Genomic DNA, 14,303 nt, shown 5'->3' on the forward strand with positions numbered 1-14,303 from the left:
ATTCCTCTTGGCGGGGGGCCTGGGCGCCAGGGAAAGCCGGAAACCGGCAAATTAACAATCAGGCTTGAGGAAGTGGAAATGCTGAAATCCTTGATTCCGGCGGCCGGCGGAGCTTTGCCTTGCCCAGCAGCCGAGGAAATGGCCAAGGCGGCGCGGCAGATCGACCGTGACGCCGCCTCGATCGCCGCTTCCCTGGCGATCATCAATGGCGGGCAGTTTCGCGTCGACATCAATCATGTGGCCGGGTACGTCCTGGTTGTGAGGCAGTCATGAGCGCCTCATCCATCGACCGCCGCGGCTTGCTCATTGGCGCAATGGCCTCTGTGCCGGTCGTGGGAGCCGCTGCGGCGGCTTTCCCGTCCGGCTCCGCCACACCGGAGCGACCCTGCATGCGCGTCCGCAGACTCGCCAGAGAGATGTCTGTGCCGCTGAGGGAATGGAATATCGAACTGGGCGACGGATCGTTGATGATCGCCCATGTCTATCCCGAGGGCGAGATTCCTGATGAAGCCGGTTTTATTACTCACACCGGCAGCAAGGAATCTCCTAGAGGAAAAAACATCCGAATTCACTTCGAGGACACAGCCAGGAGTGCGCAGTCATGAGCGCATCCTCCAACGTTGTCCTGCTGGCCAAGTATCGAGCAAAGCTATCTCGCTCGATGCCAGCCCATCCGGCTGACGATCTGTCATTCATGCGCCCTCGCCGGCCGAAGGGGGGAACTGAGGTCGTCTGGTGGTTTGTTGAGGGAACCGGCAGCTATAGCGCCGACTGCGCCAAAGGCCACCAGCTTGCCGAAGAATATCTCGCCTACTGCGCAGAGCATCGGACAAACGGCAATATCCCTCTGCTGGGCTGGATCGTCAACGATATGCTGGTCCGCTGCAAGGAGGCCGGAAAGCTATCGGGCATCGAAATCGGCTTCCTCACGAGCGTGAACCACAGCGCTATGATTGGCGAGGCTGTGAACGCGCACCTCGAAAAGCAGGGACGGGAGCGGCTATGACCGTCCCCAATCAACACGCCGCGCTCGACCCGCTATTGGAGCCGAGCAACGATATGATCGTCGTGCCGTTCCACCACGCTTACCGCAACATCTTCGGCATGATGCCTATGCGGGGCGACGAACATTTCTGGCTAGTCTCGCAGTCGAGCTACGACTCTAGGCGCTACCCGCCGGGATCTTGCATTCAATAGGGTCCAACGCCGACCCAATTGGCCCGCTGCCTCACGGTGGCGGGCTTTTTTCACGCGAAGGATAAGATTGCCCGGGAGCCGGCGGTAGCCCAGGTAGCCCAGGTAGCCCAGGTAGCCCAGGAAAGCCAAAGCCAAGACTTCCGCTATATGGTCCCCCATATGGTCCGCCATAAGGAAGCAGGTTGGGCACGGTTCCTCTTTGTGCCCAATCTTCGAATTCATCGGCCGGAATTGTGACGCCCGAGTAGCGCTCCAGAGCTCTTAGCGCGAACCTTCGTCCTGGTAGGGAGCTGTCCTTATTTTCTCCAGCAAGGATCGAGAGCGAGACGCGGACCATTTCGATATCGAGTTCCCTGTTCTTGTTCAGATAACCAAACGCTCCAGTCGTCACCGTCCCGCCGATGCCGATGACGATTCCTACTGCTCCAGACGCAACCGCTTTCCAAATAGTGGACGGCATTGCGCTACCCCCCAAACAAGCTGGTGTCGTAGGGTCGATAGTCGCAGGAACCGTTGCGAAATCAATCAGAGCCGTTCAGGCAAATTCGCGGGCGTATATTCGGCTGATATTCGATGATTTGTGCTGGAAAGCAGCTAAGTGCTTGAAATATCTGGTACGCCCAAGGGGAATCGAACCCCTGTTACCGCCGTGAAAGGGCGGTGTCCTAACCGCTAGACGATGGGCGCGCTCAGACGAAGCGGCTTATAATTGCGTTGTTGCCAACCGGCAACCCATCCGCAGCCACATGCGACAACTTTTTTCACCGCGCCGTGAAACGTGTGACTTTTAAACGAAAAATTGCGTTGCGCGCGTGCGGAGGCGGCCGAAGGGCAGGCGGGCTCAGCCGTCCTCGCCACCGCCGCTGCGGCGACGGCAGCGCCAGTTCCAGTCGCGCTCGGGGCCGACGTCAACATGGATGGATTCGGTGTGGCAGTAGGTGCCGACGCCGCCGCGGCCGGGCATCGAGCGGACATAGCTCGCCAACTCCCACTTCGACACACCGGGCAACTGGATGTCGGCGGCGGCGCAGTACATGTGCAGCGAGTTCTTGGCACCGTTGGCGCGGCGGTTGCGCGAGGGATCGCGATAGCCGGAGGTGACGATCATCTTGCGGCCGAAATGGCCCTCGATCGTCTTCAGCACCCGCACCAGCGACGGCTTGAGGCAAGCGACGTCGACGCTTTCGTTCTGCTTCAAAAGGCCGTTCGGGGCGAGCCTTGCCATGCCGGCGGCCGACGCCACCTGGTAGGACCCGCCGCTGCCCTCATCCTCGTTGAGGTCGACGTCGCTCTCGTCGTCGATGCCGGATTTGCGCTTGATCTCGAACAGCGCGGTCTGGCGCACGCCCGGCAGGGCGTCGGCGCCGGTGATGTGATAGCTTGGGTCGTCGAGCGAGGCCAATTGCACCGGCTTTTCGCCTGGCGTCGCCGAGGCCAGCGTCACGATCGGCTTGGCCGGTGGCGGGGTGGTCTTGGCCTGCGCGGCGGGCTGGTCGCCGGAACGCGCGTTGTTGATCAGCGGCGCGGGCGCGGCGGAGGCCGGCGTGGTGCTGAACAGCGAGGCGAACAGGCTCTTCTTCGGCGCGGCGATTTGCGGCTGCGCCGGTTCGCTCGCGGTCACATAGACGCCATTGCTCATGGCCTGCGTGGTCGCCTGCGCCTTCGATGCAACGGCGGCGGCATCGCCCTGCTGGGCGACGGCTTGTGTCTGTTCCGCGGTTTGCGCCTGCTGAACCAGCGGTTGCGGCGTGCTGCCGGCAATGGCCTGGGCGCCGGCAGGGATGGCGACGGGGAAGGTGCCGCCCGGCCGCGTCTCCGGCACATAGGCGACCTTCTCGGGCAGCGGCTTGTCGCCCTCGCTCATCACGGTCGAGGCCGCTTCGGCGGGCGCGGATGCCTGACGCGACGAATCGGCCGCGGCCGCGGTCTTGGCGCTGGATGTCGCGTTCATTTCGCTGGCGGTTGAATTGTAGGCGGGCGAAACGACCGACATCGTCGGGTCGCCGGTCGAGGTGCAGGAGGCCAGCAGCACGGAGAAAAGCGCCGCCGCAATGCTGCGACTTTCCCTTCGTGCAAGACGCCAACCTGCTGATTTCAAAATAAATTCCCCCTCGATATCCGGTCGGTTCGTCATCGCCACGCCGCTCCAGCACCGCGTCGCGATAACCCCCCAGTTCCCAACCGGAACGGGACGTGTGTCGAATCTGCAAGCCTCGGAATTATTCAGCGTCGGAACGTGATTTGAGGCCGTGAAACGATTGACGCCTCCATTTCGCCCTGTTTTGGCGGCCCGTCAACTCACCAGACATTACAGTCCGTTACACACGCACCTTGACATAGGTGCCCGGCGCATCTCCCAAGGTTTTCATACGCTTGCCGGGTTTTCGGGCAGGGACGTGGATGTTGTCCTGGTTCTCGATCCAGTGTTGCCAGTGCGTCCACCAGGAGCCCTGGTGTTCGTGAGCGGCAGCAAGCCAGGTGCTGAAGTCGCCCACCGGCTTGCCGCCGGTCCAGTACTGATATTTCTTGGCGGCAGGCGGGTTGACCACGCCGGCGATATGGCCGGAACCCGTCATTACATATTCAACGTCGCCGCCGAAAAACTGCGATCCCTGGAACACCGAAAGCGCCGGCGCGATGTGGTCCTCTTTCGTGGCCAGGTTGTAGACAGGGATCGTGATGTCGGCCAGCGAGACGGTGCGCCCGGCAAGTTCCATCGTGCCGCGCGAGAGATTGTTCTCAAGATAGCAGTTGCGCAGATAGAAGGAGTGGTTGGCCGCCGCCATGCGCGTGGAATCCGAATTCCAGTAGAGCAGGTCGAAGGGCAGGGGCTCCTTGCCGCGCATGTAGTTGTTGATGACATAGGGCCAGATCAGGTCGCCGGAGCGCAGCATGTTGAAGGCTGTCGCCATCTTGGTGCCGTCGAGATAGCCTTTTTCGCTCATCGAGCGCTCGACGGCGGCGATCTGGTCCTCGTCGACGAAGACCTTGAGATCGCCGGCATAGGTGAAGTCGACCTGCGTGGCGAAGAAGGTGGCCGATTTGATGCGGCGGTCGCCTTCCTGCGCCAACAGCGCGAGGGCCGCGCCAAGCAGCGTGCCGCCGACGCAGTAGCCGATGGCGTTGACCTCCTTTTCGCCGGTCGCCTTCTCCACCATGTCCAGACCGTATTGCAGGCCTTCCCGGATGTAGGCTTCCCAGCCCTTGGCGCCGTGGCGCTCGTCCGGGTTGATCCAGGAGATGACGAAGACGGTGTGGCCCTGCTCGATCGCCCAGCGGATGAAGGATTTCTGCGGGTTGAGGTCGAGGATGTAGAATTTGTTGATCCATGGCGGGCAGATCAGCAGCGGGCGCTTCAGCACGGTTTCAGTCACCGGATCGTATTGGATGATCTCGGCGACATCGCTGCGGCCGATGACCTTGCCGGGTGTGGTGGCGATGTTCTTGCCGATCTCGAAGGGCGCGTAGTCCGCCTGGCGCAGCTTCAGGTCGCCGCGGCCGGCGGCGATATCCTCGGCCAGCATCTTCATGCCGCGCACCAGGTTCTCGCCGTTCGAGGCCACGGTCTCGCGGAACAGTTCCGGATTGGTCAGGATGAAGTTTGACGGCGCAATCGCATTCGACACCTGCTTGACGTAGAAGCTCGCCTTGTGACGGGTGTGCTCGTCCAGGCCCTCGGCGTGCTCGACAAGCTCGTTCGCCCAGCGCGAGGTGACGAGATAGGCCTGCTTCAGGAAATCAAAGAAGGCATTGCGGCCCCATTCAGGGTCCTGGAAGCGCTTGTCGCCGCGCTCCGGCTTGACCGCATCGTCGGGAGCCTCGGCGTTGGGCGTGGCCTTCTGGATGGCGTTCGCCCAGACGGTCATATAGCCGGCGAACAGCCGCGTCTGCGCCTCGAGCGCGCGTTGCGGGTCGCCCAGCCAGTACTCCGAGAGCTTGGAGAAGGTCTTGACCATGTCGACGACGGGTTCGGCGACATGGTCGCGTACTTCGCCTTTCTCGCGCGGTTCGGCCCAGGCGGAAGCCGCCTTGCCAGCCTGCTCGATCATGCGCGCCATGTTCAGGGCGAAGCGCTCGGGGTCCTTCACCAGATATTGCTCGACGGTCGAAGGTCCGCCATTCTCCGCTTTGTCCGAATCGTCAGGTTTGGACATGGTTCGCGGGGTTCCTCCCGGAGCGTTTTCTTGACATATTACCATGGGACATCTGACCGGGTCCAATTCGCTCTAACCCGGCTGCCAGGAAAACAATATGACGATTAATGTCGGCGGGACTTTTTTTCTCGGCGTGGGTTCGATTTGCCGCATGGCCGCAGTGGCAGGGCTGTTTGGCGTGCTGCTGCCCGCGGGCGGCTGCACGAGCACCGGCACGAACAGCGCGGCGCCGACGGCGTTGAGCGATGGTCCGAAGGACACCGGCTCCTATCCGAACCTCAACGTCCCGCCCCAGGTGGCCGCCAAGCAGCTCACCAAGGAAGAGACCGCGGCGAACCTCGCCCAGCTCAAGGCCGAAGAGCAGGCGCAGATTGCCAAGGGCGGCAGCGTCAAGCCCGGCGCCAACTCGGCGGCGCTCAACACGCTCGCCAAGACGCATGGCGCCGACACGCTGAAGCAGATCGAGGGCAAATGCGACCCTGCCCTCGACCCTAGCTGCAATTAGGTTTATATCGCGCGCCGAAACTTGATGGTCTGGAACTGAAATGGAAGAATTTCACAAGGTCCGCCGGCTTCCGCCTTACGTGTTCGAGCAGGTCAATCGGCTGAAGGCCAGTGCCCGCTCGCGCGGCGCCGACATCATCGACCTTGGCATGGGCAATCCGGACCTGCCGACGCCGAAAGCCATCGTCGACAAATTGTGTGAGGTGGTGCGCGATCCGCGCACCCATCGCTATTCGTCCTCGCGCGGCATTCCGGGCCTGCGCCGTGCCCAGGCGAACTATTACCAGCGCCGCTTCGGCGTGAAGCTCAACCCCGACACGCAGGTCGTGGCGACGCTTGGCTCGAAGGAAGGCTTCGCCAACATGGCGCAGGCGATCACCGCGCCCGGCGACGTCATCCTGTGCCCCAATCCGACCTATCCGATCCACGCCTTCGGCTTCATCATGTCGGGCGGCGTCATCCGCTCGCTGCAGGTCGAGCCCGATGACGGCTTCATCCCGGCGCTCGAACGCGGTGTTCGCCACTCGATCCCGAAGCCGCTGGCGCTGATCCTCAACTATCCGTCGAACCCGACGGCGCTCGTCGCCTCGCTCGACTTCTACAAGGACGTGGTCGCCTTCGCGAGGAAGAACGACATCATCATCCTGTCCGATCTTGCCTATTCCGAGATTTATTTCGACGGCAATCCGCCGCCTTCGGTGCTGCAGGTGCCGGGCGCGATGGATGTCTGCGTCGAGTTCACCTCGATGTCGAAGACCTTTTCCATGCCTGGCTGGCGCATGGGTTTCGCGGTCGGCAACGAGCGGCTGATTTCGGCGCTGACGCGCGTGAAGTCCTATCTAGACTATGGCGCCTTCACGCCGATCCAGGTGGCGGCGGCGCATGCGCTGAACGGCGACGGCGCCGATATCGCCGAGGTGCGCGAAGTCTACCACAAGCGGCGCGACGTGATGGTCGATTCGTTCAGCCGGGCCGGCTGGACCATTCCCGCGCCGGCGGCCTCGATGTTCGCCTGGGCGCCGATCCCCGAACAGTTCCGCCACCTCGGTTCGCTCGAATTCTCCAAGCTGCTGATCGAGCATGCGGATGTCGCGGTGGCGCCGGGCGTCGGCTTCGGCGAGCATGGCGACGACTATGTGCGCCTGGCGCTGGTCGAGAACGAGCACCGGATCCGCCAAGCCGCGCGTAACATAAAGCGCTTCCTGACCTCGACCGCCAAGCAGCCCAACAATGTGGTGCCGCTCCCCGTTCGGCGTTGAGTTTGCCTGACATTTTTCGCTAGGGCAGCTCAGCGTTTGTCGAAATCGCCGGCCTGCTCTAACTATTTGTTTTTATGCAATTCCGAACGGAAAACCGCTTCGCGCTTTTCCCGGAATTGCTCTCGTTGAGGGGCGTCGCCGGACATGGCTGAAGCGTTGCGTATTGGAATTGCCGGCCTCGGCACGGTTGGCGCCTCGGTGGCGCGCGTGCTGCGCGACAAGGCGACCGAGCTCACCCGCCAGTGCGGCCGCGACATCGTGGTGACTGCCGTTTCGGCCCGCGATCCGAAGCGCGATCGCGGCATCGATCTGAGCGCCGCGAAATGGTTCGACGATCCCGTCAGGATGGCTGAAAAGGCCGATATCGATGTCTTCGTCGAGCTGATCGGCGGTGACGAAGGGCCGGCGCGGCTGTCGGTGAAGGCGGCGCTCGAGGCCGGGCGCCATGTGGTCACCGCCAACAAGGCGCTGCTTGCCAAGCACGGCGTGCAACTGGCCGAGATCGCCGAGAAGAAGGGCGTGCTGCTCAACTACGAGGCGGCGGTGGCCGGCGGCATCCCGGTCATCAAGACGATGCGCGAGGCGATGGCCGGCAACGCGGTGACGCGTGTCTTCGGCATCCTCAACGGCACCTGCAACTATATCCTGACGCGCATGGAAGCCGAAGGCATCTCCTTCGACGCCTGCCTGAAGGACGCGCAGCGGCTCGGCTATGCCGAGGCCGATCCGACCTTCGATATCGAAGGCCATGACACCGCGCACAAATTGTCGATCCTGACCAGCCTTGCCTTCGGCACGAAGATCGCCGCCAACGACATCTATATGGAAGGCATCTCCAACATCACCCAGGCCGACATCCGCGCCGCCGGCGATCTCGGCTACCGCATCAAGCTGCTCGGCGTCGCGCAGCGCACCGACAGCGGCATCGAGCAGCGTGTCCATCCCACGATGGTGCCGACAGCCTCGGTCATCGCGCAGGTGCATGGCGTCACCAACGCCGTGGCGATCGAGACGGACATTCTGGGCGAGCTTCTGCTTTCCGGTCCAGGCGCTGGCGGCAACGCCACCGCGTCGGCGGTGATCGGCGACATTGCCGATATCGCCAAGAGCCGGCCCGGGTTCCAGCACGCTCCGGTGTTCGGCTGGCCGGCGAAGGAACTGAAGCCTTACAAGAAGGCGCGGATGCGCAGCCATGCCGGCGGCTACTTTATCCGCCTTACCGTGCATGACCGTACCGGTGTCTTCGCGGCCATCGCCAAGCGCATGGCCGACAACGACATCTCGCTGGAATCGATCGTCCAGCAGGCGGCCGGCACCGAAACACAGGCGCAAAAGACGGTGATCCTCGTCACTCATGAGACGACGGAAGCGGCGGTGCGCAAGGCTGTCGAAGGCATCACCAAGGACGGTCATCTGACCGACAAACCGCAGGTGATCCGCATCGAGCGGGCGGAATAAAGCGAGTCACATTCCGCCTTCAATCGATTGATTTTGCTGTCATTTCGAAAAATCACCCGGCAAGTCTTGCCGTTGTCATGGAGCTTTGCCAGAAGAAGCCGGCCTCTGGTGGGAGGCGGATCAATTCCGATGCTCAACCGTTCTGGAATTGCTCGAAGCAAACAGAGGAATGCCCATCCATGAACATCGCCCAAGACATCGCCGCCGGTCTCGACCGGATCCTCACCATGGAAGTCGTGCGCGTCACCGAGCGGGCCGCGGTCGCGGCAGCCAGGCTGCGCGGGCGCGGCGACGAGAAGGCAGCCGACCAGGTGGCTGTCGACGCGATGCGCCAGGAGCTCAACCGGCTGGCCATCAAGGGCACGGTGGTGATCGGCGAGGGCGAGCGCGACGAGGCGCCGATGCTCTATATCGGCGAAGAGGTCGGCAGCGGCAAAGGCCCGGCCGTCGACATCGCGCTCGATCCGCTCGAAGGCACGACGATCTGCGCCAAGAACCTGCCCAACGCGCTTGCCGTCATCGCGATCGCGGAAAAAGGCAGCCTGCTGTTCGCGCCGGACGTCTACATGGACAAGATCGCCATCGGCCCAGGCTATCCTGAAGGCCTGATCGACATCGACGCCTCACCGGCCGAGAACCTCGCCAACCTGGCCAAGGCCAAGGGCGTGGCCGTTTCCGACATCACCGCCTGCATCCTCGACCGGCCGCGTCACGCCAGGCTGATCGACGCCGTGCGCGCTACGGGCGCCGCGATCCGGCTGATCGGCGACGGCGACGTCGCCGGCGTCATCCACACCACCGATCCGGACGAGACCGGCATCGACATCTATCTCGGCACCGGCGGCGCGCCGGAGGGTGTACTGGCTGCCGCTGCTTTGCGCTGCACCGGCGGGCAGATGCAGGGCCGGCTGATCCTCGACACACCGGAGAAGGTAGCGCGGGCCGAAAAGATGGGCATTTCCGATCCGAAGCGCGTCTATCGCGCCCAGGACATGGCGCGCGGCGACGTGCTGTTCGCGGCGACCGGCGTCACCGACGGCAATCTGCTCGACGGGGTGAAGTTCGGCCGCACCTTCATCACCACGCACACCATCGTGCTGCGCTCGTCCTCGCGCACGGTGCGCGAAATCAAGGCCAGACATCAGGATCTGGATAAGTTCTAGAGGGTTCGCCGTTTCACGCCCCTTGCGAGGCCGGATCGCAGTTGTTAGCCATTTCGGCGACAACGACACTGGCCGCAAGGATCTGACGATGAAGGCGTTCGACTGGCACGCGGATCCGATTTCGCGTGCCACTGCCATCACCAAATCCTATCGCAACACCCAGAATGTGCGCCGCTTTCTCACGCGCGAATGCGGCAGTGCATTCCGGTTCGACCGCTCTTTCATGGCCTGGCTTAAGGATGGTACGGAAAGGACCATGGGTGATGCGGCGGACGAATGGCTTCGCCGCCAGGCTGAAAAGCGGAAAGTGTAGTTTTTCTTGGCGGGCGAGAAACGGTTCTTCCTCGATGTCAGGCAGTCGGCGACCGGTGTTTCCTGGGAACACCGGCTGAGCGAGCGGCAGGACATGGCCGCTTTGGCCATCGCGCAGGGCCACGGCGTGCCCGATATCGTGGCGCGGGTGCTGGCCGGGCGCGGCGTCAGCGCGGAGCAGACCGAGAGCTTCCTGGATCCGACTATTCGCGAGCTTCTGCCGAATCCGGCATCGCTGACTGACATGGAAAAGGCGGCGGCGCGGCTCGCCGATGCGATCGTCGCCGGCGAAAAAGTGGCGATCTTCGGCGACTACGACGTCGACGGCGCTGCCTCGTCGTCGCTCATCAAGCGCTTTCTCACGCATTTTTCGGTGCCGTCCGAAATCTATATCCCGGACCGTATCTTCGAAGGCTACGGACCCAATCCGGAAGCGATGCGGGAGCTGATCTCACGCGGCGCGAAGCTGATCGTCACCGTCGACTGCGGCACCAACAGCGCGACCTCGATCGAGGCGGCCAGAGAAGCCGGCGCCGATGTCGTGGTGCTCGACCACCACCAGGTTGGCGGCCCGCTGCCCGCGGCGCATGCCGTGGTCAATCCCAATCGCGAGGACGACCTGTCCGGGCAGGGGCATCTGTGCGCCGCCGGCGTCGTCTTCCTGTGCCTTGTCCAGACGGCAAAGGTGCTGCGCGAAAGGCTGCCGAACGCCGCGCCGGTCGATCTGCTTTCGCTGCTCGACCTCGTCGCGCTGGCGACGGTCTGCGACGTGGTCCCGCTCACCGGGGTCAACCGCGCCTTCGTCGTCAAAGGCTTGCAGGTGGCGCGCCAGCAGAAGAATGAGGGGCTGGCGGCGCTGGCGCGGGTCTCGCGCATCGGCGAGCCGATCAACACCTTCCATCTTTCCTTCCTGATTGGACCGCGCATCAATGCCGGCGGCCGCATCGGCGATGCAGCGCTCGGCAGCCGGCTTTTAGCCACCGATGATCCCGTCGAGGCGGCGAGCATTGCCGAGACGCTCGACCGGCTGAACCAGGAACGCCAGCATATGGAGCAGGAGATGCTGGCCCAGGCGCGTGCCGAAGCCGATGCGGAGCTTGCCGGCGGCAATGGTCCCGCCGTCATCGTCACCGCCAGCAACACCTGGCATCCAGGCATCGTCGGGCTGATCGCTTCGCGGCTCAAGGACCATGCGCGCCGGCCCGCCTTTGCCATCGCCTTCAATTCGACCGGCATCGGTACGGGGTCAGGACGTTCGGTGACCGGCTTCGATCTCGGGCGGCTGGTGCGCGAGGCGGCCGATGCCGGGCTGATCGTCAAGGGTGGCGGCCATGCGATGGCCGCCGGCATCACCGTCGAGCGCGCCAAGCTCGGCGAGCTGCGCGCCTTCTTCGAGGAGCGCGCCGCGGCCGACGTTTTCCGGTTGCAGAACGAGGAAAGCCTGGCGATCGACGGCGCTTTGGCGGCCGAGGGCGCCACGATCGCGCTGCTCGACGCGCTGGAGAAGGCCGGCCCGTTCGGCGCCGGACACATCGCGCCCGTGTTCGTGCTGCCGCGTCACCGGCTCGCCGACGCACGTGCGGTCGGCACCAACCACATTCGAGTGGATCTGCAGTCGCAAAGCGGCGGCAACATCCAGGCGATCGCCTTCCGTGCCGTCGACACGGCGCTCGGCGAATTCCTGTTCAAGAACAGGGGCAGGACCGTGCACATCGCCGGCTCGCTGTCGGGCAATTACTGGAACGGCAACCGCAAGGTGCAGTTTCGCATCAGCGATGCGGCGCTGGCTTAAGGTATGTCGATATTCAGGTGATGCCGGTCTGCAAATGCCGGTTTCCTGCGCTTCCGGTGCTCACGTACTTCAGTACGCTCCGCTCCGGTTCTCGGAAATCGTCATTTTCGACTCGGCCTGACCTGAATCTCAACATACCTTAGAAAGGCGGTGCTGGATTGCGATTAGACCAGAACGGACTGCAGCCGGGTCAGCTCGTTGATCTGCGCTTTGGTCGCCTGGTAGCCGAGGCTGATCGCCTCGTCGGCGCGGTGGAATTCGGTCAGGCCGATATGGCTGAGCTTTGGCTGCAGCGACATATCGGGCGGATCGCCGGCGAGCCTTGCCCGCGAAATCCGGTCCTGGATGATGTTGAAGGCCTCGACCATGACGCCTGTGATGCCGAGGCGCGTCTGGTGCGATTGGGGATTGATCTGGCCGGGGCGTGGCGCATCGCTTTCGACGAGAAGCTCGCCGGCACTATGCTTGATGACGGCGGCGCGTCCGAACAGGTCGTAATGCAAGTTGACGGCAACGACCAGCGGCTGCTCGTAAGCGCGGCAGACCGAGACGGGCACCGGATTGACCAGCGCGCCATCGACCAGCATGCGGCCATTGCAGGCTACCGGCTCGAAGACGCCCGGCAGCGCATAGGAGGCGCGCATGGCGGTGACCAGCGAGCCGCTCGACAGCCAGATCTCATGGCCGGTGCGGATTTCGGCGGCGACGGCGACGAAGGGTTTCGGCAAATCCTCGAAGCGGGCGCCATTGAGGTGCTCGCGCAGGCGCTGATCGAGCCTCAGACCGCCGAACAGGCCGCTGCCGCGCAGATTGAGATCGAGAAGGCCGAAAATGCGCCGCTTGGTCAGGCTTCTGGCAAACTCTTCCAGCTCGTCGAGCTTGCCGGCGAGGTAGCAGCCGCCGACCAGGGCGCCGATCGAGGTGCCGGCAATCATCGACACTTCGATGCCGGCCTCGTCCAGCGCGCGCAGCACGCCGATATGAGCCCAGCCCCTGGCGCAACCGCCGCCGAGCGCCAGCGAAATGCCGGTTTTCTTCTGAGATTTCTGCTCAGACGCGCCGCCGGACGATGCGGGGCCGTTGGCCTCCCGAACGTCAGGTCTGCTGCGCAATGACGCCCATTCGAGCATCATGATCTCCCTTGTCCCATATCCCTTCTACCGCAAGGATATTTGAGAATAGTGAATGTGAGTGGTTTGTGAATATTGAATGGTTCACACCGGCTTCCGATACGTCTGGTCCGCATCGAACAGCGGCTTGCTGCCGTCGTCGGCAAGCACCGCCTTGCCGTCGCTGAGCCCCACCGTCCGATAAAAGCAGGAACGTCTGCCGGTGTGACAAGTTGCGTCGTGGCCCAACACTTTGACGCTCAACCATATCGCGTCCTGGTCACAATCCGTGCGCATCTCGACGACGTGCTGGAAATTGCCGGAGGTCTCGCCCTTCTTCCACAGCGCGTTGCGCGAGCGCGACCAGTAGTGGGCAATGCCGGTCTCGAGTGTAAGCGCCAGCGCTTCGGCGTTCATATGCGCGACCATCAACAGCATGCCGTCGCCGGCATCGGTGACGACGACGGTGACGAGACCCGCGGCATCGAAGCGCGGGGAAAGGACGGCGCCTTCCTCCAGCGCTTTCTTGTCTGACGGGGCTTCGGGGAATTGCAGTGCCGACATCGCCGGTCCATCTTTCCGTTTGACCATGATCTTATCCGAAAACCGGTCTCCACTTTTCGCTGACGCGGCCCTTCGGTTCGGGATCATGGTCTGATGGGCCGGCGACGGCCGGCAGATCAGCCGGCGCGCACCATGGTGACGAAGCGAACCTGCTCCTCCGGCGTGTCCTTGAAGACGCCGGTGAAGGTCGAGGTCAGCGTGGTCGAGCCCTGCTTGCGGATACCGCGCATGGCCATGCACATATGCTCGGCTTCGAGCATGACGGCAACGCCGCGCGGATTGAGCACGTCCTGGATGACGCCGGCGATCTGCGCCGTCATCGCTTCCTGCGTCTGCAGGCGATGCGCGAAGATGTCGACGACACGCGCGATCTTCGACAGGCCGACGACCTTGCCGTCCGGCAGGTAGCCGACGTGGGCCTTGCCGATGATCGGCACCATGTGGTGCTCGCAATGCGAATGAAAGTTTATGTCCTTGACGATGACGAGATCGTCATAGCCTGCAACTTCCTCGAAGGTGCGGCCCAGCTCGTCGGCCGGGCACATGTCATAGCCGTTGAACATTTCGCGGAAGGCCTTGGTCACACGCTTGGGCGTGTCGACCAGGCCTTCGCGGTCCGGGTTGTCGCCGGTCCAGCGCAAAAGCGTGCGCACGGCGGCTTCGACCTCGGCCTCGCTCGGCCGGTCGGTGACGGGCTTTTCCATATAGTCGGAGGGGGGCATGATTTTCTTGATGACGGCATCCATAAAGGCGTCTCCCGTAGTCCCACTCAAAGGTGGGACGAGTTGAAC

15 protein-coding genes and 1 tRNA gene are annotated in these 14,303 nt (G+C 63.3%); 10 read left to right on the forward strand and 6 right to left on the reverse strand.

The window, feature by feature from the left end; translation table 11 throughout:
• Positions 1-72 precede the first annotated feature (72 nt).
• From YU3_RS0116685 to YU3_RS0116700, 4 genes are read left to right on the forward strand one after another with little or no spacing between them, the layout of a single operon-like run.
• Complete coding sequence (locus YU3_RS0116685) at positions 73-273, forward strand: hypothetical protein (RefSeq protein WP_156913494.1); 201 nt, start codon at positions 73-75, stop codon at positions 271-273.
• The gene (locus YU3_RS0116690; protein WP_027167321.1) at positions 270-605 is read left to right on the forward strand and encodes a hypothetical protein; all 336 of its coding nucleotides are present in this window, start codon (positions 270-272) and stop codon (positions 603-605) included. Before YU3_RS0116685 ends, YU3_RS0116690 begins: the two co-directional genes overlap by 4 nt.
• A complete protein-coding gene (locus tag YU3_RS0116695) occupies positions 602-1,006 on the forward strand; it encodes a hypothetical protein (protein ID WP_027167322.1) in 405 nt (134 codons plus the stop codon). Before YU3_RS0116690 ends, YU3_RS0116695 begins: the two co-directional genes overlap by 4 nt.
• Positions 1,003-1,197, forward strand: a complete 195-nt coding sequence (locus tag YU3_RS0116700; protein ID WP_027167323.1) for a hypothetical protein — start codon at positions 1,003-1,005, stop codon at positions 1,195-1,197. The genes YU3_RS0116695 and YU3_RS0116700 overlap by 4 nt, the downstream gene beginning before the upstream one ends.
• 612 nt (positions 1,198-1,809) lie before the next feature.
• On the opposite strand, the gene YU3_RS0116705 is transcribed toward YU3_RS0116700, so the two are convergent.
• The 3 genes from YU3_RS0116705 to phaC all read right to left on the reverse strand — a co-directional run bounded on the left by YU3_RS0116705 (position 1,810) and on the right by phaC (position 5,351).
• Positions 1,810-1,884 (reverse strand) — tRNA-Glu (locus YU3_RS0116705).
• A gap of 154 nt (positions 1,885-2,038) precedes the next feature.
• The gene (locus YU3_RS0116710) at positions 2,039-3,190 is read right to left on the reverse strand and encodes a YcbK family protein (RefSeq protein ID WP_051333971.1); all 1,152 of its coding nucleotides are present in this window, start codon (positions 3,188-3,190) and stop codon (positions 2,039-2,041) included.
• Positions 3,191-3,515: 325 nt separating this feature from the next.
• A complete protein-coding gene (gene phaC, locus YU3_RS0116715; RefSeq protein WP_027167325.1) occupies positions 3,516-5,351 on the reverse strand; it encodes a class I poly(R)-hydroxyalkanoic acid synthase in 1,836 nt (611 codons plus the stop codon).
• 97 nt (positions 5,352-5,448) lie between these two features.
• Between phaC and YU3_RS0116720 the strand changes: the two genes are divergently transcribed.
• The 6 genes from YU3_RS0116720 to recJ all read left to right on the forward strand — a co-directional run bounded on the left by YU3_RS0116720 (position 5,449) and on the right by recJ (position 11,839).
• Complete coding sequence (locus YU3_RS0116720; protein ID WP_027167326.1) at positions 5,449-5,856, forward strand: hypothetical protein; 408 nt, start codon at positions 5,449-5,451, stop codon at positions 5,854-5,856.
• A 40-nt stretch (positions 5,857-5,896) separates the two neighbouring features.
• On the forward strand, positions 5,897-7,114 hold the full coding sequence (locus tag YU3_RS0116725; RefSeq protein WP_027167327.1) for an LL-diaminopimelate aminotransferase: 1,218 nt from the start codon (positions 5,897-5,899) through the stop codon (positions 7,112-7,114).
• A 144-nt stretch (positions 7,115-7,258) separates the two neighbouring features.
• Entirely contained in the window at positions 7,259-8,572 is a 1,314-nt protein-coding gene (locus tag YU3_RS0116730) for a homoserine dehydrogenase (protein ID WP_027167328.1), read from the forward strand.
• A 179-nt stretch (positions 8,573-8,751) separates the two neighbouring features.
• The gene (gene glpX, locus YU3_RS0116735) at positions 8,752-9,735 is read left to right on the forward strand and encodes a class II fructose-bisphosphatase (protein ID WP_027167329.1); all 984 of its coding nucleotides are present in this window, start codon (positions 8,752-8,754) and stop codon (positions 9,733-9,735) included.
• 88 nt (positions 9,736-9,823) lie between these two features.
• Complete coding sequence (locus YU3_RS0116740) at positions 9,824-10,048, forward strand: DUF6434 domain-containing protein (protein WP_027167330.1); 225 nt, start codon at positions 9,824-9,826, stop codon at positions 10,046-10,048.
• A gap of 6 nt (positions 10,049-10,054) precedes the next feature.
• The gene (gene recJ, locus YU3_RS0116745) at positions 10,055-11,839 is read left to right on the forward strand and encodes a single-stranded-DNA-specific exonuclease RecJ (RefSeq protein WP_027167331.1); all 1,785 of its coding nucleotides are present in this window, start codon (positions 10,055-10,057) and stop codon (positions 11,837-11,839) included.
• A gap of 164 nt (positions 11,840-12,003) precedes the next feature.
• Here the strand turns inward: recJ and YU3_RS0116750 are convergent, their stop codons facing one another.
• The 3 genes from YU3_RS0116750 to folE all read right to left on the reverse strand — a co-directional run bounded on the left by YU3_RS0116750 (position 12,004) and on the right by folE (position 14,258).
• On the reverse strand, positions 12,004-12,969 hold the full coding sequence (locus YU3_RS0116750; RefSeq protein WP_027167332.1) for a patatin family protein: 966 nt from the start codon (positions 12,967-12,969) through the stop codon (positions 12,004-12,006).
• An 84-nt stretch (positions 12,970-13,053) separates the two neighbouring features.
• Complete coding sequence (gene hisI / locus YU3_RS0116755; RefSeq protein ID WP_027167333.1) at positions 13,054-13,512, reverse strand: phosphoribosyl-AMP cyclohydrolase; 459 nt, start codon at positions 13,510-13,512, stop codon at positions 13,054-13,056.
• 116 nt (positions 13,513-13,628) lie between these two features.
• Positions 13,629-14,258: a GTP cyclohydrolase I FolE gene (folE, locus tag YU3_RS0116760; protein ID WP_027167334.1), complete on the reverse strand. Its 630-nt coding sequence runs from the start codon at positions 14,256-14,258 to the stop codon at positions 13,629-13,631.
• Positions 14,259-14,303 lie beyond the last annotated feature (45 nt).

The organism is Mesorhizobium sp. WSM3224 (assembly GCF_000427725.1).
In the GTDB taxonomy this organism is placed as follows: Bacteria; Pseudomonadota; Alphaproteobacteria; order Rhizobiales; family Rhizobiaceae; genus Mesorhizobium.